The 21,838-nt window shown below is 34.1% G+C and carries 14 protein-coding genes; 8 read left to right on the top strand and 6 right to left on the bottom strand.

Translation table 11 applies throughout. The annotated features are described in order from the left end of the window. Positions 1 to 79: 79 nt before the first annotated feature. The 6 genes from aldA to JOOMADRAFT_RS16180 are packed head-to-tail and all read right to left on the bottom strand — an operon-like array spanning position 80 to position 8,689. Positions 80 to 1,534 carry an aldehyde dehydrogenase gene (gene aldA, locus JOOMADRAFT_RS16155; RefSeq protein WP_008615241.1) on the bottom strand — a complete coding sequence of 485 codons (1,455 nt, stop codon included), beginning with the start codon at positions 1,532 to 1,534 and terminating at the stop codon, positions 80 to 82. A gap of 11 nt (positions 1,535 to 1,545) precedes the next feature. Next, positions 1,546 to 2,970: a sulfatase gene (locus tag JOOMADRAFT_RS16160; RefSeq protein ID WP_008615242.1), complete on the bottom strand. Its 1,425-nt coding sequence runs from the start codon at positions 2,968 to 2,970 to the stop codon at positions 1,546 to 1,548. Between the two features lie 11 nt (positions 2,971 to 2,981). After that, entirely contained in the window at positions 2,982 to 3,752 is a 771-nt protein-coding gene (locus tag JOOMADRAFT_RS16165) for an SDR family oxidoreductase (protein ID WP_008615250.1), read from the bottom strand. A gap of 10 nt (positions 3,753 to 3,762) precedes the next feature. Then, complete coding sequence (locus tag JOOMADRAFT_RS16170) at positions 3,763 to 4,779, bottom strand: zinc-dependent alcohol dehydrogenase (RefSeq protein WP_008615251.1); 1,017 nt, start codon at positions 4,777 to 4,779, stop codon at positions 3,763 to 3,765. A gap of 10 nt (positions 4,780 to 4,789) precedes the next feature. Further along, positions 4,790 to 6,130 carry a LamG domain-containing protein gene (locus tag JOOMADRAFT_RS16175; RefSeq protein ID WP_008615257.1) on the bottom strand — a complete coding sequence of 447 codons (1,341 nt, stop codon included), beginning with the start codon at positions 6,128 to 6,130 and terminating at the stop codon, positions 4,790 to 4,792. A gap of 3 nt (positions 6,131 to 6,133) precedes the next feature. Continuing rightward, the gene (locus JOOMADRAFT_RS16180; protein WP_008615267.1) at positions 6,134 to 8,689 is read right to left on the bottom strand and encodes a glycoside hydrolase family 2 TIM barrel-domain containing protein; all 2,556 of its coding nucleotides are present in this window, start codon (positions 8,687 to 8,689) and stop codon (positions 6,134 to 6,136) included. Positions 8,690 to 9,284: 595 nt separating this feature from the next. Between JOOMADRAFT_RS16180 and JOOMADRAFT_RS16185 the strand changes: the two genes are divergently transcribed. From JOOMADRAFT_RS16185 to JOOMADRAFT_RS16220, 8 genes are all read left to right on the top strand, one after another. Next, positions 9,285 to 10,817, top strand: coding sequence for a hypothetical protein (locus tag JOOMADRAFT_RS16185; RefSeq protein WP_245547688.1), 1,533 nt, complete (start codon positions 9,285 to 9,287; stop codon positions 10,815 to 10,817). Between the two features lie 244 nt (positions 10,818 to 11,061). After that, the gene (locus tag JOOMADRAFT_RS16190) at positions 11,062 to 14,148 is read left to right on the top strand and encodes a SusC/RagA family TonB-linked outer membrane protein (protein ID WP_008615269.1); all 3,087 of its coding nucleotides are present in this window, start codon (positions 11,062 to 11,064) and stop codon (positions 14,146 to 14,148) included. Positions 14,149 to 14,166: 18 nt separating this feature from the next. Further along, the gene (locus tag JOOMADRAFT_RS16195; protein WP_008615270.1) at positions 14,167 to 15,897 is read left to right on the top strand and encodes a RagB/SusD family nutrient uptake outer membrane protein; all 1,731 of its coding nucleotides are present in this window, start codon (positions 14,167 to 14,169) and stop codon (positions 15,895 to 15,897) included. A gap of 13 nt (positions 15,898 to 15,910) precedes the next feature. After that, the gene (locus tag JOOMADRAFT_RS16200; RefSeq protein WP_008615271.1) at positions 15,911 to 17,494 is read left to right on the top strand and encodes a PKD domain-containing protein; all 1,584 of its coding nucleotides are present in this window, start codon (positions 15,911 to 15,913) and stop codon (positions 17,492 to 17,494) included. 87 nt (positions 17,495 to 17,581) lie between these two features. Next, positions 17,582 to 18,604 (top strand): PfkB family carbohydrate kinase, encoded by a 1,023-nt coding sequence (locus JOOMADRAFT_RS16205; protein WP_040879802.1) that lies wholly within the window; start codon positions 17,582 to 17,584, stop codon positions 18,602 to 18,604. Positions 18,605 to 18,666: 62 nt separating this feature from the next. Beyond that, a complete protein-coding gene (locus tag JOOMADRAFT_RS16210) occupies positions 18,667 to 19,332 on the top strand; it encodes a bifunctional 4-hydroxy-2-oxoglutarate aldolase/2-dehydro-3-deoxy-phosphogluconate aldolase (RefSeq protein WP_008615273.1) in 666 nt (221 codons plus the stop codon). Positions 19,333 to 19,373: 41 nt separating this feature from the next. After that, entirely contained in the window at positions 19,374 to 20,201 is an 828-nt protein-coding gene (locus tag JOOMADRAFT_RS16215) for a xylose isomerase (RefSeq protein WP_008615274.1), read from the top strand. Further along, entirely contained in the window at positions 20,198 to 21,781 is a 1,584-nt protein-coding gene (locus JOOMADRAFT_RS16220) for a solute:sodium symporter family transporter (protein ID WP_008615275.1), read from the top strand. The genes JOOMADRAFT_RS16215 and JOOMADRAFT_RS16220 overlap by 4 nt, the downstream gene beginning before the upstream one ends. Positions 21,782 to 21,838 lie beyond the last annotated feature (57 nt).

Consider the following 21,838-nt stretch of genomic DNA (forward strand, 5'->3'; position numbering starts at 1 on the left):
ACAAAAAGTACAAAGGTTCGTAACGGTTTCCTTACCTTCATTCATTTTATCATAAGTAATAACAACGCATTTCCTTTATTTAATTTTTATGTTTTAGATAAAATGTTTTCTTCTCTAAATATTGCTCGAATCCATACTTACCATCTTCTCCTCCTGAACCAGATAATTTATATCCATTATGAAATCCTTGATGTTGCTCTCCATGACCTCTATTCACATAAACTTCTCCATATTCTAATTCATCATTACACTTCATAATAATATTCATATCGTTGGTAAAAACCATTGCTGCTAAACCATAATCACAATCATTAGCATATCCTATTACTTCATCAAAAGTTTGAAACTTCAATACTGGTAAAATAGGTCCAAAAGACTCCTCATGAACAATAGTCATATCTTGAGTAACATTGGTTAAAACCGTTGGTTCAAACCAAAATCCATTTTCAAATTGAGTTCCCTCTGGTTTTTTTCCACCAGTAGCTATTTTAGCTCCTTCTTTAACACTAACAGCAACCAAACGCTCCATGTTTTTTAATTCCGAAGCATTTACTTTTGGTCCCATATCGGTATCTTCTAACATAGGATCTCCTACTTTTAAAGCCTTTACTTTTGCTATAAATTTCTCCATGAAAACATCATAAATAGCTTCATGAACATACATACGTTCATTACAAGTACAAACTTGACCGCAGTTGTCAAAACGAGAATGTAAGGCACTATCTACTGCAGCATCAATATCGGCATCTGCAAATACTATAAATGGGGCTTTCCCTCCTAATTCTAATTGTACATGCGTTAGGTTTTGTGCAGCAGTTCTAGCAATTTGTTGCCCTACGGGAGTAGATCCTGTCATAGTAACCATTTTTGTTATTGGACTCTCTACAAGCACATTTCCCATAGCTTTTCCTGGCCCTGTAAGAATATTAATTACCCCAGGAGGAATTCCAACTTTATTAGCTAGATATCCTAACTCTAAAGTTGCTAATGGAGTTTCTGAAGTTGGTTTTATTACAATTGTATTTCCTGCCACTAATGCTGGACCTAATTTACGTCCGGCCAATGCTAACGGAAAATTCCATGCTGTAATTGCTACTACAACACCTCTTGGGATTTTTTGTATCCATATTTGTTCGTTTGGATTATCTGAAGGAATAATATCTCCTTCAATTCTTCGGGCACCTTCACAAGCATATTCTATAAAAGAAGCTGTTACTGCAACTTCTCCCTTAGCTACTTTTAGTAATTTTCCTTGCTCTTTTACTAAAAGTTTAGCCAGATATTCTGCATTTGCTTTGATTTCCTCTGCCAATTTATACAGATATTCAGCTCTTGTTCTAGCAGGAAGCTTTCTCCATTCTTTTTGAGCTTTATCTGCAGCCTCCAAAGCTTCCAAAGCTTCTTCCGCAGTCCCATTTTGTACTTTCCCTACTACTTCTCCAGTAGAAGGACATATAATATCAATAGTTTCTCCTGAAGTTGATGTTCTCCATTCCCCATTAATAAATAACTGATAATCTTTTATTTCTGCCATAATTAATAAATTTAATTCGTTGTATTTCTATACGTATCTATTCGCTCTATTGCTTTTGCTTCGTACAGATGTTTTAACATCCAACGGGGACGTTCTAAGCCGATTTCCCATTGAAAAAAGCGCTTATATAATTCCTTTACAAGTTCAGGATTGCTTGATGCTAAGTTATTTACTTCAGAAATATCTTGAGCTAGGTTGTATAATTCGGCAGGCCTATCTGGGTAGCGAATTAATTTCCAATCCTTATATCGTATTGCGCCACGCACTTCTTTTTTCCAAAACAAGGTTTCGTGGGGTCTTGCTTCATTCTTTCCGCTTATAAATGGCAGCAAGTTTACACCATCTATGTCGTTAATATTTTTTTCATTTCCTCCAGCTATCTGGTAAAATGTTGGTAATAAATCGAGTGTACTAATTGGATAATCGTACACCGTATTTTCTTTTAATTGTTTAGGCCAAGACATTAAAAACGGTACACGAATACCACCTTCTAAGTGGTTGGCTTTTGTTCCTCCTAAAGGTTTATTTGAAGAGGCATTGGTACCTGAAGGTCCACCATTATCATTGGTAAAAACTATGAGTGTATTTTCTCTAACACCCAGTTCATCTAACTTAGCTAATACGTTTCCGCAAGCACGATCAAGCCCTAGAGTCATGGCAGCTAAGGTTTTTCGTTTACCTTTTAAGTTTGGAAATTGTTTTAAATCATCTGGCCTGGCTTCCATAGGTGTGTGTACAGCATTAAAGGACAGGTACACAAAAAATGGCTGCTTTTGATTTTTTTCTATAAAATCTGTTGTAGCTTCAGCTAAAGCATCTGTTAGGTATAATTTAGATTCTTCAAAATTTCCAAAACCACGCTCTAAGCGATCTTCTTGTCTGTTATTTTTGTTGTTTTCATTGAATTCGTAATAACTTCTAGCACCACCTCTAAAGCCATAAAAAGTATCAAATCCACGTTTTGTTGGGTGAAATTTATCGGCGTTTCCCATGTGCCACTTTCCGAATAAGGCGGTTTTATAGCCTTGTTCTTTTAAATATTCAGGAAGTAACTTTTGATCTAAAGGTAATCCCATCTCATCACCAGTAGTCGCAGATGCACTCATGTACCCAGGCACATTATTTTCTTCGTAACCAAAGCGCTGTTGGTACTTTCCTGTTAGGATACCAGCACGAGAAGGTCCGCAAACTGCTGCAGAAACATAAGCTTGAGAAAATCGAATACTTTGGGATGCTAGCTGATCGAGATGTGGTGTTTTAAATTCTGAACTTCCTTGAAATCCGAAATCAGCATAACCTGCATCATCCGCTAAAATAAATACAATATTAGGTTGCTTCTGAGCAAGCGTGCTAACACACCAGCTCAAAAGCATAGAAAATAACATCACTTTTAAAGCATGTTTGATCTTTATCATTTTTCCTAATATTGATTTCATTTGTTTCTGAATTATCTACCCATCCATCCACCGTCAACTAAAACGATAGATCCGTTCATATACGCTGCTGCTTCTGAAGCTAAGAACACCGTTGGACCTGCAAAGTCTTCTGGTTCTCCCCATCTTCCTGCCGGAATTCTCGCCAAGATAGCATCTGCCCTTTCAGGATTATTTCTTAAAGCTTCTGTGTTATCTGTAGCAATATATCCTGGTGCAATCGCATTAACATTCACACCTTTTCCAGCCCACTCGTTAGCAAAAGCCATAGTTAATTGTCCGATAGCCCCTTTACTAGCAGCGTAACCTGGAACGGTAATACCACCTTGAAAGGTTAATAAGGAAGCTGTAAAGATGACTTTACCTGAACCTCTAGCGACCATGTCTCTACCAAACTCACGGGTTAAGATAAACTGCGCATTCTGGTTTACTTCAATCACTTTATCCCACATATCATCTGGGTGTTCGGCCGCAGGAGTACGTAAAATGGTTCCGGCGTTATTCACTAAAATATCTATTTGAGGATGGTCGTTTTTTACCGCTTCTATAAACTTGTATAAGGACTTTCTATCTGAAAAATCACATTGATACGCACTAAACTTTCTACCTGTAGCTTGTACATCTTTTTCAACCTGACTACCACTTAACTCTAAAGTTGCAGAAACTCCTATAATATTAGCTCCGGCTTCGGCTAAACCAATAGCCATTGCTTTTCCTATTCCTCTTTTACAACCCGTTACTAAAGCTGTTTTTCCTTCTAATTTAAATGTATTTAAAACGCTCATTTTTTATTTTTTATAAACTACAATCCATTAATACCTTCATTCCAGAAGGGTTTTTATCAATACTCTCAAAAACCTCTTGTATGTTACTAAGTGGTTGTATATCGGTAATCATTTCTTCAAAAGGCAATTCATTGGCTGTAATAAGTTCTATGGATTGTTCATAATCTTCTTTCTCATAAACTCTTGCTCCAATAAGACTCAACTCTTTCCAAAAAAACTTAAATAAGTCAACCGGTTTCTTCTCACCATGTATAGCTACCATTACAATTCTACCTCGAATACCTGCAACTTCACACATAACATCCAAAGCAGGTTGAACACCAGCAACTTCAAATACTACATCTGCTGCTTTGTTATCGGTTTTACTTTTTACATATTTCACCAAATCTTCTTCTATAGGATTTATCACATCAAAACCTAACGTTTTAGCTTTTTGAATACGAGTTGGATTTACTTCAGAAATAATAACCTGTGCTCCTACTTGTTTTGCCACCATAGCTACTAACATCCCTATTGGACCACCACCCAATACAACAGCTGTTTCTCCTTTAGTTAAACCACTTCTACGTACATCATGAGTTGCTACCGAAAGCGGCTCTATTAAAGCTGCCAATTTAAGATCGGTTTCTGGCTTTAACTTATGTAATACAAAAGCTGGAACATTCCAATATTGTTGCATAGCTCCTTCACTATCAATTCCTATAAATTTTAGATTTTCACATATGTGATTATAACCTTTATCAGAATCTTTAACTAATCTATCGTCTAGAGGTCTAACCACAACTTTATCTCCTTCGGAATAATTAGTAACACCTTCACCTATAGCATCTACAACTCCAGACATTTCATGCCCAATAGTTTCTGGAAAATTAACTCGTTTATCCATCATCCCATGGTAAATATGCACATCTGTACCACACACCCCAACATAAGCTACTTTTATACGTACCTCTCCTTTTGCTGGCGGTGTAATTTCTTTTTCTATAACACTAAAGGTTTTATTTCCTTGATATTGTGTTGCTTTCATAGTTTGAAATTTATTTTTTATTTAATTTAAAAGCATCTATATAAAGTGCTTGATTCGCTTTATTTTCAACTTTAATAAATACTTCACTTTTTTCTCCGGAATTAAATAGTAGTTCCTCCGAATTCCATTTATCTGTGGTAGTTAAGGAATGTTCCTTTATACCTATAATACTAAGTGTTGCACCTTTCTCTGAAGCTATATGTTTCCATTGAAGTCTATAATCTGAATTGGGAGAAACAGTTACTTTTTGGATTACGGATGCATTATTATTTACTTGTAGCGTATAGGCTTCTTGTAAATTAATCGAAGTATTAGTAACTACAGAAACCTCTCCCTTCCAATACCAATGGGTAAGTTCAGATTGATTAAAAGTTCCATTCTTCAATAGCCCCCCATCATAACTCTGTGTAGGACTATATGTTCTTACATAATCAATTAAATACTTATTTTTATTAGCATCATTTAGTTCTTCATCAGTAGCTACAATCGGAGGATCTTGAGAAGAACGCCAAGCATGATCTTCGATATCTATTATCATGAAAGCTTCTCGGTCTATTCCTAATCCCTCAGGGTCTTGAATATCGTCTGTTCTAATCTCATCTACTAAAACTCCATTATAATATATGTCTAATGTAAAAGGATCTTTCCAGTAGACCCCAAAACGATGAAAATCATTCCGCCATGCTTCCTCATTAGGTAAAGTATGATGCGTTTGTTGATTTATATCTTCTATTATGGTGTTCGATTCCTCATTTCTAATAAAAACATGCGTATTGGAAGAGGCTCGGGCAGCAAACCAAGTTTGGTCTGGACGATCGCTACCATAACATTCTAACACATCAATTTCTCTTTCATCATCTTCACTTAAAAACCAAAAATTTGAGGATAAAACTTGATTAGCAATCTTAGCTCTTACCTCTGAATATATTGGGTATTTTATTTTTTTCTTAGAAGAAATAACTCCGCAATATACTTGGTCTGTATTCGGTTTTCTTGATGCTGAAATAATTAAATTTCCATTACTAACTGCTGAATTTTCTGAAGTCCACTCTGTTAGTCCTGGCCCCTTCCAAGCATTAAAATATGTGTCGTTCCAGTTCTGGGTAAATTCACTTTGTTTGCCTTCATAATTAAATTCATCAGAAAAATCCCCTACTACCTCCCAATTTGTTCCAATAGGTGGGTTTCCGGTATTAGCTGGTACCTCTTTACTTCCATATGTATAACTTTCAGTAGGATCTCCTACTACTTCTTCTTCTGGTATTATTTCTTCATCTTCATTTACTGAACTTGAATCACAAGCGCTTATTTGAAGTAAGCAGAGCAGATATATTAAGATTTGAATTTTCATTATTTATTTAATTTTAATAATTGTTTCACCACTTTTCAATCCTTTTCCTTCAGCTGTAATTGCAATCTCTCCTACTTTATTTTGAGATTGAATAATTAACAGTGTTTTTCCATTATGGGTAGTGCTTTTATTGGACTGAAATTTCTCTATGTTTTTTTCCCATCCACTATCAACCCCAAGAATTTTTGCTGGGCCTTTTACAGAAAAACTCAAAGTACGATCGTCAACTTTTACAGGGTTTCCCTTGGAATCTAATAATTGAGCTACCACGTGTAACACATCGTAGTGATCTCCTTTAAGTTGATTTTTATCTACAGTTAATTTTATTTGCGACGGACTTGCTGCTGTGGAAATAGACTCTACTATAGTTTCTCCATTTTTTTCGCCCACAGCTTTTAAGGTTCCTTCAGAAAAAGGAACTGCCCATTTATAGATATGGTCGTCGAAATCTGATAAGTGCTTTTTCCCTAAACTCTTTTCATCTAGAAATAACTCTACAGTTTTACAATTGGAATAGAGTTCTACATTTATAATTTCTCCTTTATTATAGTTCCAATGGTTATTAACTTTCTGCCACGACCATAAAGCTTTTTTCCATGCTTCAGGATCTTTAGGAACGATATTTCCATTTTCGTCAATTGTATTTAACGATTTTTCAATATTTTGCGTAGCAATATAAATGGTTGGTTTTTCTGTCCATAAAGACTTAAACATATAATAACTTCCCCTAGGAAATCCTGCCGTATTTAACAATCCAGACGTAGAAACTCTTACTGGCCAGGGTTCTCTAATTTCTCCCATGTAATCTATTCCAGTCCATAAAAAAGTTCCTGCAATAAACGGACGTTCCATTACAGCTTTCCACTCATGGTACTGTCCTAAATTCTCTGTGCCCATAATAGGCTTATCGGGATAATTTTTATGTCCATAATCGTATAAAACTCGACGATAGCTATACCCCACAACATCTAAAGCTTCGGTGTACCCCGATAAATGACTTGCAGATGGTAAAATTAAATTGGCAGTTACTGGTCTAGTGGTATCTAACTCCTTTATCCATCTTGATAATTTTTTTGCTGTTTGTCCTATATCGTATTTACCTTTTGGTAAGGTTTCCAATTGCGTTTTTATTTCTTCAGGACTAAAGGGAGGTTCGGACCAAAAGTAATTTCCTTTCCAACTCATATTGTCAAAAAAACCTGTCGCACTAGCATTTCTAGGATATGTCCACTCTATCTCATTTCCAATACTCCATTGTATAATAGAAGGATGATTTCTATGACTCTTAATAATTGCCTTTAAATCTTTTTCAGCCCATTCTTGAAAATGTTCAGTATAACCTCGGGTTACATAATCTTTATCTTGTTCGTTTTGATTAAAGCGTTTATCTTTTGGGTTATCCCACTCATCAAACATTTCATCTTGAACTAAAAGCCCCATTTCGTCGCATAAGTCTAAGAATTCTTGAGAAGCTGGATTGTGAGAAATCCTAATAGCGTTGCATCCCCCTTCTTTTAATATTTTTAATCTACGTTTCCAGACTCCTTTTGGAACGGCAGCTCCTACTAAACCTGCATCATGATGTAAACAAACTCCTTTAATTTTTAAATTCTCTCCATTTAGAAAAAAACCTTTTTTCGGATCAAACGATATAGTTCTAATCCCAAAAGTAGTTCTCTTTACAGCTACTGTATCCTTATCATTTATTATATAGGTTTCAGCTTTATATAGGTGTGGAGTATCTATGCTCCAAAGTTTTGGTTTCTCTATTAATAGTTGCTGTATTAAACTTTTATCACTTTGCTTATTTATTGAAGAGTGTTCAGTTACGCTAGCAACTTTAATGTCTTCTTCATCGTAAATTTCAGTTACCAACTTAAACTCTTTTTCCGTAGAAAATTGATTGGTGACTTCAACATCAATCTTTACTTCTGCTTTCTGTTTCGTTACAGTTGGGGTGGTTATATAAGCTCCCCATACAGGAATATGCAACTTCGATGTCGTTATAAGTTGTACATTTCTATAAATTCCTGCTCCAGTATACCAACGACTATCTGCGTATCGAGAATGATCTACTTTAACTTCCATAATATTTGTAGATCCTACGTTATTTAGAAAAGGAGTTATATCATAATAAAAAGGAGAATATCCGTAGGGATGTATTCCTAACTTTGCACCATTTACATATACCTCACTATTGTTATAAATACCATCAAATAGTACATAACACATTTCATCTTTATTAACTGTAGTAGGAAAACTTTTTCTGTAGTAGCCATAACCCTCTCCATTTAAGTATCCAGTTGCTTTTGCATTATAAACTAAGGTTGAATCAAAATCATTTTCTACGATCCAATCATGAGGTAAGTTAACACTACGCCACTCTTGAGCACTTAAACTCTCAAATGAAGTGCTTTCTAAAGATTTTTGAAACTCCCATCCAAAATTAAAATCTGAAACACTTGTTTTATTTTCAGCTTTTGATTTCCAGGGTAGAAACATAATAACGCCAATGATAGCGGCTATAAAAATTAATAGATATATATGCTCTTTTTTCATGCTAGTTAATTGTAAATTTTAAATATTTTATCACTTTGAATTATTAGTTCTTGTTAATTGTTTTGAATTTCAGATTGTGGTACTAATATTAATGGTTACTCTACAAACAAATCCATCTTGGAAAAAGGATTCAAATTCCTATTGAATTGTAATCATCTAAAAAAATTCCTGATATAATTCCTCCAGCATTCCTAAAAAACTTTCGCTGTCTTTTTAATTATTGCCTCTATAATCATTAGGAGCCTCCACATCATTATCTTTTTAGTGTGAAACACAAAATTGAAGTAAATAAGTGCTATAAATGTTAAATTTATCTAGATAAAAACTAGACAAGACTGTATTTGTAATCGATATTAACTAGACAATTATTTAGTTTGTAGTTATACAATACACTTAGTCATTAAAAAATCATTAATTAGCAATTAATAAATAATAATTCTTATATATTGAAAAATACTCAATTATAAGACCATTAAATAATCAAATCATCATTAATTACAACCTAAAAATTATCATGCCAATAAAACTGCTTTTATGTATTTCGATAAGTAGCTTGATGTTCTTTACAAGCTTATCAGCTCAAACTAATAGACATATGGATTCTACCTTACAAACCGCCCGTAAATTAATTCATACGGATCCAGATAGTTCAGCGCATTATTTTCAGAAAAAAATTGAAGAACAACTACAAAGTAAAGACACCCTTAAAGTCATTCAAACTTTAATTGAACTTTCAACACTGTATGGACATAACCTTAATTACGGAAAGTCTTATGATGGTTTTTGGAAAGCTCTACTTTTAGCCGATACTGTAAAAGACTCTATCTCCATAGCCACTATTTATAATGAACTTGGATGGTTATATAGCTTTTATAAAAGGGATGAAAAAGCACTAAAATATTTTAATAAGTCCATAAATATTCATAAACAGTTGCTCCCCGAAAATATAAACATGAAGACTTATATACTAAGCGACTATTTTTCAATACTAAATTTATATAGAGTTAATAAAAAATATGAAATGGCAAAAAAGTATTTAGACTCGTGTAATATTATTGAAAGGCAAATTACACCTCCCATAAATAGCTTTTACATAAAAGCTGAAGATAGCTATTTACGGGCTATTAACGGCGATTTCGACATAGCTTTAGAGCAACTAAAAGAATGTATTGCACACTTCACAGACAACACTCCTTCGTATTTAGTTGTAATCAATGTATTGTTAGGTGATGTATACAGAATGAAAGGGAACTCCAAATTAAGTATAGCTCATTACAAAGAATCGCTTCGCCGTTCTGAAAATAGTAAGAGCCATCTCAATTACCAATTAAAGGCATATGAAGGATTAAAAAATATATATCTAGAGAAAAACAATTATAGATTAGCCTTCGATTACTTAGATAAGGAGACGAATTTAAATAATAAAATTTTTGGATTCCAGAGTGAAAATAGCAAACACCTAATAGAAATAAAGGATCAATTTCGTTTGGAAAAAGAAAGACAAAAAGATCTATTAAATAAACAACTCATAGAGAACTATGAGCAAGAGGACAAAATATGGTTATTAAAATCTATTATCTTATTCCTCCTTCTCATATCAATCTCATTCTATGGATTCATCGTAATCAGACAAATAAAACTAAAACATAAAAGTGAGAAGAAAATGCTTGCTGAAAAGCAAAAATTAAAACTTCAGAAGAAAAACGAGGTCTTAGAGTTAAAAAATAAAGAGTTAACTCAAGCAGCACTTCGTCTCATTGAAAAAGATGAATTTATATCAGGTATTCAGAAAAAAATAGAATCAGCAGGAGATTCTATAAATAGAAAAGTAATACTCCGAGCCTTAAAATCCTTTCAAGGATCACCTTCTAAAAACTGGTCAGAGTTTGAAGCTAGGTTCACGGCTATCAATCAGAGCTTTTATGACAGCTTAAAAGAGAAATTTCCTCACCTTACTCAAACAGATCAAAAAATATGTGCCCTCGTTCGCTTAAACTTCCCTAGTAAGGACATGGCAAGATTACTTGGTATTTCAGTAGAAAGTGTACACACTTCCAGATATAGACTTAGAAAAAAATTAAACTTAAGAAGAGAAGATAATCTAGAAGATTTTATCAATAAATTTTAAGCGTCCTCATTCTTAATATTTTGTTAAGTAAAGTTAGTAAATGAGTAAAAAATAAAAACCACTACTTCTAATTATTTTATTTACAAATACTTATGAAATAAATAAAATAAACTTGTTCATTAGAAATCTAGTTCAAAATAGAGAGTTATTTAGTTTTGTACAGTTTAAGTCTAGTTAAAATAAAACAATTATTAGGTAATATTAGCAACATTTGTGAAAATAACTAACTTAAACAAATGATTTTATGAAAATTAAATTACCTGTAAAAGGGAAACTTAAATCGCAAATGCTCTTATGGGTTTTGCTGTTTTCTGTTACCCTTACGTATGCACAAACCAAAGAAGTAAAAGGAACGGTTAAGACAGATAACATGCCTCTTGGAGGCGTAAATGTTTTAGTAAAAGGGGCAAAAAATGGTACTGTCACCGATTTTGATGGTAATTATAGCCTAAATGTTTCAAATGATGCCATTTTAGTATTTAGCTATATTGGTTTTAAAAATAAAGAAGTTTCCGTTCAAGACAAAAGTATTATCAATATTTCTTTAGAGATAGATGCATCCGATTTAGAAGAAGTAGTGGTAGTAGGATACGGAACACAAAAGAAAAAAGAAGTTACTGGGGCTGTAGTTAGTGTGGGAGATGATGTTATTAAGAGAACAGCCACATCCGATCTTGGAGCCGCCCTACAAGGTCAAGTAGCTGGAGTTAATATTCAAGCTAGCAGTGGCCGTCCTGGAGAAGCTGCCAATGTACAAATAAGAGGACTGGGATCGGTAAGTTCTAACGCTTTAGGACCTCTTTATGTTGTAGATGGCATACCTTATGAAGACAATCCTAACATCCAGCCAGAACTAATAGAATCTGTAGATATTTTAAAAGATGGAGCTGCCGCTTCAATATATGGTACTCGTGCTTCTAATGGGGTGGTTTTAATTACAACCAAAAAAGGAAAAGCAGGAAATATTAAAGTAGACTTTAGCACCTATACTAGTATACAAGATATTACCTCAGGGACTCCTTTGATGAACACTCAACAGCAAATGTATGAAGAAGAAGTAAAGTTGGAAGCATTAGGAAGAGATCCGTTAATTTTCTTTTTCAACCCAAATGCTTTAGACTATGATACTGATTTCGTGGATGCTGTTCAGAATGATGGAGCCCCAATCAGAAATTATAATTTAGGAATCTCAGGCGGAAGTGAAAACCTTTCTCTTAGTTTAAATACAAATTATTTTAATCAAGAAGGAGTATTGATTAATTCAGGGTTTAATAGATTAAGTACCAGATTTACAGGAGAGTTTAAAAAAGGTCGTTTTAAAGCTTTTGCTACAATAGGATATACTGATGAAAATACAGAGCAAGAACCTTGGGCGCTTTATGAGTATTCTATAGCTCAAAGGCCTTGGCAACCACCATTGAGTGGATTAAATAAAGTAGGCGGAAATGGTGTTGAAATACCTGTAAGGAATGCTATACTTTATAGTTACTTATCTCAGCAATTAGAAAACATAGACAAACGCAAAACTGAAAGTGTAAATATTGCCGCCAACCTCCAATACGAAATATTTGATGGTTTTACCTATAAAATAAACTTAGGTAGAAATACTTGGGAATACAAACGTAAATTTTTTCAACCTCAATATTTAGTATACGATGCCGATGGATTAAACCCAACAGCATCTAGAGAGCAAGCTATTTTGAATGAAGATTTTATTTGGACAGAGAGAGATGTAATAGAAAACCAACTTACTTATAAAAAATCTTTTGGAAACCATAATTTTGATTTACTTGCTGTTCTGTCCTATGAGAAATTTACTTCCAATACACTCGGAACAGGGGTAATATATAGTGAAGAAGCCGGAAATGGTTCTCAGACGTTAGGAACTGGAAGCGAGCCAATATCCCCAAATACTTATAACGACGAAAGAAGACTTGCCGGAAAACTAGGTAGATTACAGTATAATTTTGATGAAAAATATTTATTATCAATGAGCTACAGACGTGATGGTTCTTCTAGATTTTCACAAAGCAACCGCTATGGGAACTTTTATGGATTTTCAGCTGGGTGGAACATTCACGAAGAGAAATTTTTTGAAAATGTTACTTTTATAAACCAATTAAAGTTAAGAGCTAGTTGGGCTGAGCTAGGAAATCAAAATATTTCTTCTTACTCCTATGTTCCTGTAATCGAGAGTGGTGTAAATTATCCTTTTGGGGCGAATGAAGAGTTAAATTATGGTCTTACACAAAGAACTTATGTAGATCCTGATATTAAATGGGAAACTACTATCTCTAAAAATATTGGTATTGATTTAACAATGTTCAAAAACAAAGTAAATTTTACTGCTGATTTATATGAAAACCTTAAAGAAGATATGCTCTTAGAAGAAAGACTTCCTTCTTCAACAGGAACATACCAGCCTCGGGCAGATGGTGTTTATGATACTAAGGTAGTAAATGCCGGAAACATGGTAAATAGAGGTATTGAACTTGCTATTAGCTACAAACATCGTTCTGAAAATGGTAATTTTGGTTATACAGTGAGTGGTACTTTTACTAAAAATCAAAATGAAGTAACCGATTTAAATGGGGTAGAAAGAGGTTATGCTAATGGTAGACCTGCTTTATCTCTAGGACCAAATATAGATTACACTACTTATCTGGCAGAAGGCTATGAAGCGGGTGCTTTCTTTTTGGTTCAACACGATGGTGTTATTAAAACGCAAGAGCAGCTAGATGCTTATAAAACCATCAATCCTAGTGCTCAATTAGGAGACATGATGTATAAAGATATTGATGGAAATAATGTTATTGATGATAACGATCGTGTTTATGCAGGGTCTGGACAAGCAGAGTTTGAAGCAGGTTTAAGTTTGAATTTAGACTATAAAAATTTCGATTTCTACATCCAAACATACTATTCTCAAGGAGCTGAAATTTATAATGGAGCAAGATATTATGCATATACCCAAGGGAGGCATCTAGAGCAATATTACATGTGGTCTCCACAAAATCCAAACTCCGATATCCCTACTGATCGCGAAGATGCATTACATAACAATATTAGAGCTAGATCGGATTACTTTATAGAGGACGGTAGCTACTTAAGAATTAGAAACATGAGTTTAGGTTATAGCTTTAAAAACATACCTACATTGGGGATGCAATCGGCTAGAATATACCTATCTGCTACCAATCCATTCACTTTTACCAATTACGATGGTTATGATCCTGAGGTTGGTGGAGACGGAATTTTTACTAGAGGAATTGACCGAGGAAACTATCCTGTGGCTAGACAATTCCTCCTTGGCGTACAATTACACTTTTAATATTTGATCTTTATTATTATGAAAATATCTAGAAAATATATCACAGTATTATCTACCATTGCCTTTTTTATTACAAGTAGTTGCGATGAAGATAAATTTTTAGAACTTGAAAACCCAAATGCCATTACAACAGATACCTTTTGGGAAACCGAAAACCAATTTAATAGTGGACTTACTGCAGCATATGGTGCACTCCAATTTCAAAATATTAGTGGTGGAGAATTACAGTACGAAATGGCTCTAGGAGATATTGCTGGAACAGAATCATGGTATCGCCCAACTGCATTTAGAAACTTAACATTTACAGATGCTACATATTACGTAGTAGATAAATGGAATGAATTATATATAGGTATATTTCGTGCTAATCAAGTTATACAATACATTCAAGAGGCAGACGACTCTAAATTTACAGGAAATAGTAAATTAGAGATTGAAGCACAGGCAAAATTTTTAAGAGCTTTCTTCTATTTCCAAGTAGCCAATACTTATGGCGGAGCAGTTATACATACCAAAGTAGCAGAAACAGATGAAGAATTAAATCAACCGTTTGCTAGTATTGCCGATGTAAACAATAATGTAATCATACCCGATCTTGTGTTTGCCAGAGAACACTTACCATCCGAATGGAGTAGCGATAATGAAGGTAGAGCTACATGGGGAGCAGCCACTGCCCTACTCGGAAAGATTTATTTGTATGCTGAAGATTGGCCACGAGCTGCTTCACTATTTAAGGATATTATAAATTCGGGAATTTATGAATTGACTCCTAACATTATGGACAATTTTACAGACGAAAATGAATTTAATAGTGAATCAATTTTTGAAGTTGCCTATTCTGCTGAGTTAAGACCTGGTGTACCTGGAGCTGCTGTAGACGACAATCCCGACGAAACAGGTGCTGAAGCTTCTACAATGGCAAATGCATTTGGACAATTAAATTTTGGCGGGTTTAACACTTTACTTCCGACTTATTATTTGCATGAATTATTTGTAAACGACGAAATAGATCCTACAAATAGCATTAATGATGGTAATACGTTCTCTAAAAGAATGAATTCTAGTATCGTACCTATAAATGGGGAAGGATTATATTATGGTTTAGAAATTGGTGAAAAAGGAGGATGGGCCTTTGGTCAGAGTGCTTATATTAAAAAATTCACCAATTGGTACGATCTTAAATCCGAAGACAGTAATTCTCGTTCGGGGATAAACTTTAGACATATACGTTTAGCTGATGTATATCTTATGTATGCCGAAGCAGTAATAAACGCTTCTGGAGACTATACTACTGCTATTACTTACATCGATATGGTGCGAAGTCGAGCAGGTGTGAAAACATTACAACAATATATGGATGAAAACGGAGGGAGTTTCCCTCAGTTACATGTTAGTATTCAAGTAAATGGATCCCAGCCAATGGTCCCTGCGAACGCGGCAAATGTACTTAAACACATTCAACGAGTAGAAAGACCTCTTGAACTTTGTTATGAGGGACATAGATGGAAAGATTTAGTACGTTGGGGAATAGTTGCTGAAGTTTTTCAAGAACTAAGATCAAATGAAGTCTGGAGAGAGAATCATCTAGAAGAATTAGAAATTTCTGAAGACGGGATTGCTCCACTTTTCATTAAAGAAAGAATTCGTCCAGATTTCTTCTTGGCTGCGGATAACTATACCCCAGAAGCACATAATTACCTCCCGGTTCCATCACAGGAATTACAAACTAATGATCAAATTAACAACTAAAACTTATAACAAGATGAAACCTATATTCATAGATAAAATATACTGGTTTATAGCTTTTTCTTTTTTATTCATTACTGCTTGTAGCGATGACGATAAAATAGAGCTCATAGAACCGAGTCAACGGGTGATTTTTACCTCAGAAATGGACTTTGAAAATAAAATTGAAGTAAATAGTGAGATGTCTTTCGGAGATGTTTCTGCAGGTGTAGCTTCAAGAACATGGACTTTTCCTGAAGGAGTTGCCGATATTCTTAATTCAGAAAATGACAATACTTCAGCTGAAGAGAACCTAAAAGTAAGATTCAGAAAAACAGGAAAACACAATGTAAAACTTCATCAAACATTTAAAAAAGACGCATATGTTGGCACTACACTAAAAGGGAAAGAACTAGATACCACCATTGTGGTAACAGTACTTAGCCCCGTTACTGCTAATATAAAAGCTAATTATATAAATAAAGATGGATCTATAGGTGCAGCCTTAAAAATCCAAAACAACGCTGAAAATGAGGTAACAGCTAGCAGGTCCGTTCAGTTTACATACGTCATCGAAGGGGAGCCAGAGGCGTTTTTGTGGGAGTTTGAAGGTGGCGACCCAGCTGCTTTTGAAGGAACAGACGAAAATTTAGCTGTAAAGTACAAAAAGCAAGGAGTTTACGATGTTAGCTTTGTAGCCTCGAGAGAAAGACCGTTTGGAGGAGATACTCTTACATTAAAAAACTTGATAAAAGTAATCCCTTCTACCGACCCTGTTGAACTAGAAAGTGTAACTAGTAAAAATGGCAATATTGCCTTAGTTTATAGTAGAGAAATGGATGGGGCGACTTTAAACGCAACTGATTTCTCAATTACATTAGAGAATGGAGAAACTATTTTATCTCCTACAATAAGCACAATTTCAATAGATGATGAAGAAGGAAACATTGTGTTATTATCTTTAGGTAATGAACAAATCTATAATGACGATATCATAAAAGTATCATACACGGCTGGAGTTATGGCTACTTTAGATGGTGTGCTAGCAGATAATTTTACTGAAGAACAGGTAATATTTAACAAAGTAAATATCTTAAAAGAATCTTCAGAATTTGATTATAGCTTTGAGAGCTTTACAGCTACGAATTGGCCATATATGTCCTGGGGAGCACCTTGGGATGCGTATACTTTAGAAATTTCTGGTGCACAAGCCCAAGATGGAAATAAGAGTGCCTATGTAGAAATAAACCCTGGAGGAGGAATGATTGTTGGACATAAAGATAATTCGGGCAATGAGATTACTTTCCCTGTAGAAGCTGGTAAAACATATGAGATTGGGGTTTGGGTTTATGTTACAAATCTTGGGAATATCGATCCTTCTGGTTTCGATCCAGATTTAAGATTTTTCTGGTTCCCAGATACAGACTGGGCGGTAGTAGGAAACCCAACTTTCTCCAGTAATTTTACAGTCGGAGAATGGGTATATAGTGCTACTTTTGTCGAATTTAGTCAATCTGGAGATAAAACATTTCAAATAAGAGGAGCTAATGAAGCAAATGCTCAAACATTGAGTTTCTATATGGATAACATAAGCGTTTCCGAAGCGTCATTAAGACCATAAATATCATACACAAACAGTTTAATATTAGCTTGTCTATACATACTTTTATGTTATAGACAAGCTAAATAATTTAAATAGTAAATAAATTTGAAAAAAGTGATCACCTTCGGAGAGTTATTGCTCCGTTTATCTACAGAAAGACATTTACGTTTATCCCAAGCAAATTCATTTTTAGCCACCTTTGGAGGAAGTGAATTTAATGTGGCAGTATCCCTCGCTAACTTTGGAATAAACTGTGAATTTGTCACTAAAATACCAACAAATGAACTGGGTGAAAGAAGTTTGGAAGAGATACGAAGAAAAAATGTTAACACAAATTATGTAATAAAAGGAGGAAAAAGGTTAGGAGTGTATTTCCTTGAAACAGGGGCTTCTTCTAGAGCTAGTAATGTTTTATACGACAGAGAAGACTCATCATTTGCAAATATAACTTTAGAAGATATTGAATGGAACGAAGTTTTTAATGATGCCGATTGGTTTCACTGGAGTGGTATTACTCCAGCTATTTCCAATAACACAGCTTTAATTTGTTTAAAAGCATTAAAAGAAGCAAAAAAACGAAATATTACTATCTCATGCGATTTAAACTATCGCTCTAAAATGTGGAAATATGGTAAAGAACCACAAGAGGTTATGCCAGCACTTTTAAAATATACAGATATTGTTTTGGGAGATATAGATACTGCATGCTTAATGATAGGTCAACCTAAATTAAACCCAGATTATAACAATTTATCTAAACTTCCAGCGCTTTACGAAGAAATGCTTTCTAAATTCCCCAACATTCAAACAATGGCTACAACCCTACGCTATTCGGTTAATGCTTCTCATCAAAAAATTGGAGGTATTATATATAATCGTAAAGAAATTTTTAAAGCTACGCTACGAGAAGTTATTCCTGTGGTGGATCGTGTAGGAAGTGGTGATGCTTTCATGGCAGGATTAATTTTTGGACTACTCCGTGATGAAAAAAACTATCAATATAGCATTGATTTTGCTGCTGCATCATGTTGCCTAAAACATTCTATCTCGGGAGATTATAACCTCGTAAATATTAAAGAAGTAGAAGGGTTAATAAAAGGTAGTGGAGCAGCATTAGTAGCTCGCTAAAGTATTGGATTGCCAAAAGCTCATTCAAAATTATACTTTTAGAATAATCATAAAAAAAATACATGAAACATCGTCATCAAATATCACAACAAATAATAGCAACTGGACTCATCCCTTTATTCTATCATTCTGACCCTAAAACGGCAATAGAAATCATAAAAGCTTGCTATAAAGGTGGCTCAAAAGCGGTTGAATTTACTGCACGTGGAAGCAATGCTATTGAGGTTTTTACGGCTATTAGAAAATACTGCAATTTGAATTTACCTGATATGTTAATAGGAATAGGGTCGATAACAGATGCAGCTGCCGCCTCTTTATATATGCAATTGGGAGCCGATTTTATTGTTACCCCAGTTCTTAGACAAGACATCGCTAAAGTTTGTAACCGGAGAAAAATTCTTTGGATGCCAGGCTGTGCTAGCCTCACTGAAATTACCGCTGCGGAAGAGTTAGGTTGTGAAATAATAAAACTCTTTCCAGGTTCTCAGTATGGATCTCAATTTGTCAAAGCTATTAAGGGACCTCAGCCTTGGACACAGATTATGCCAACAGGAGGAGTTACTACCGAGCAACAAGATCTAGAAAATTGGTTTAATGCAGGAGTTTGCTGCGTAGGAATGGGTTCAAATTTAATTTGCAAAGAGCCTAATGGTAATTATAATTTCAAAGCCATTAGTAATTCTATACAAGCTACTATTAAAACAATAAAAGACCTAAGAAGTAAATAAAAGAAACATTAATCTATTTATAATTATTTAATGACAGAAATATGCAAATAAAATATGTTTGTCCTTTTTGGGGGCAGGAAGGCAGCTCACCACTTACTTTTATCACTAAGGTAAAAGATTCAGGATATGAGGCAATAGAAATGAATATTCCTCAAGAAAAAACTTTTGAAGAGGAGCTAAAAAAACTGATACCTAAATCTAATCTTGACTTTATTGGTCAACAATGGTTAGAACCAAGAAATGAATCGGTTAATTCTTATATCCAACGGTTAGAAAAAAGACTTTATAAACTAGCTGAATTTAACCCTATTTTTATCAATTCACATACTGGACGAGACTTTTATAGCTTTGATGAAAATTCAAAAATCCTAGAAAGAATTTTTCAATTCGAGGAAGAAACCGAAATACCAGTATACCATGAAACGCATCGAGGTCGTTTTAATTATTGTGCAAGAGCTTATGATAATTTTCAAAAAGTATTTCCTTCGTTAAAACTAACAGCAGATTTTACGCATTGGACAGTAGTTTCAGAAACGCTACTACACGACCAACAAGAAAGTTTAAATACAGCCATCGCTAATAGTTATTATTTCCATGCAAGAGTGGCAGATACACAGCGCTCTCAAATTTATGATCCGTTTACTTCTGAAAATGAACTTTATCTTTCTACATTTTTAAAATGGTGGGAGAAAATTCTGCAGACAGCTAAGCAAAATGGAAAGAAGAATTTCTATATCTGTCCAGAATTTGGCCCGGCACCCTATATGCAGACAATTTCCAATTCCTCGCAACCAGTGGTAGACCAATGGGAACTAAACATAGAAATGATGAAGTACCTTAAAAAAAAATTCACTAATACCATCTTATGATTATTATCTCATTTTTATGCTTTACCCTACTTGTTGCTATTATAGCATATTTTTCAACACTCAAAACGGATGAAAAAACAAATGATGGTTATTTTTTAGGAGGAAGATCCTTAACTGCTGGAGTAATAGCAGGGTCTCTCCTACTCACAAACTTATCAACTGAACAAATAGTTGGGTTAAATGGTCAAGCCTATTCCGAAGGTATTTTGGTAATGGCATGGGAAACACTAGCTGCTATTGCCATAATAATAACAGCAATCTATCTATTACCGAGATATTTAAAAGGTGGGATAACAACACTTCCCGAATTTTTAGCTAATAGGTATGACGAGAATACTAAAACTATCACTTCTGGATTATTTTTATTGGGTTATATCGTTATTTTATTACCTATCGTTCTCTATTCAGGATCTCTTGCTATAAGTACTATGTTCAATATTCCAGAGCTTATAGGGGTTTCTCAAAATACAGCATTATGGCTTTGTGTATGGAGTATTGGTATTATAGGTTCTATATATGCAATATTCGGAGGGTTAAAAGCTGTTGCAGTTTCAGATTCAATTAACGCAATTGGCTTATTAATTGGTGGACTTATGATTCCGTTTTTTGGTCTTATGTTTATCGGTAATGGCTCTATTTATGAAGGTATTGATATTTTACTTCAGGGAGCTCCAGATAAATTTAAAGCTTTAGGCAATAGCAGAAGCTCAGTTCCTTTTAGCACTATATTTACTGGTCTAATGCTAGTACAACTTTTTTATTGGGGCACTAATCAGGCTATTATACAACGTGCACTTGCTGCTAAAAACTTAAAAGAAGGACAAAAAGGTTTACTCCTAGCTGCCTTTATTAAAATATTAGGTCCCTTAATTGTTGTTCTACCAGGGATTATTGCTTTCTACATTTTTGGAGATAATTTAAAAACTCCAGATCAGGCATATCCGTTATTAGTAAATAAAGTCTTACCTACTCCATTAATTGGTTTTTTTGCTGCTGTATTATTTGGAGCTATATTAAGTTCTTTTAACAGTGCCTTAAATAGTTCTATTACACTATTTAGTATTGATTTTTACAAACAATTTTTTAATTCAAAAGCATCTGATATAGAGGTTATTAAACACGGAAAATATTTTGGCGTACTCTTGGCAATAGCTGCAATGTTAATTGCACCTTTAATAGTAAATGCTCCACAAGGTTTGTTCGGTTATTTACAAGAAGTTAATGGATGTTATACAATACCGATTCTATCCATAATCGTTGTAGGATATTTTACAAAAAGAGTCCCAGCAATAGCTGCCAAAATCGGTATAATATTGGGAGTTGGTTTGTATTTAATTTATTTATTATTTAAATATTTTATTCTAGATAAATCTTCCCTTCCTCATTTTTTACATATTCAGGCTATCATCTTTTTAATCAATATTTGTGTTATGTTACTTATAGGAAAACTATATCCTATGGAAAGGGAATTTAAATTGGAAGATATCGGAAAAGTTGATGTAACGCCTTATAAATACATGAAGAGTTTTGGCATTGCAATTGTGGTGATAGTAATAGCTATTTATTATTATTTCAGATAAAAAGGAGAATTATTTAACATCAAAAACTCAACGTATTACTATGAGTTTTTGATGTTT

This window comes from Galbibacter orientalis DSM 19592, assembly GCF_000260115.1.
Taxonomy (GTDB): Bacteria; Bacteroidota; Bacteroidia; order Flavobacteriales; family Flavobacteriaceae; genus Galbibacter; species Galbibacter orientalis.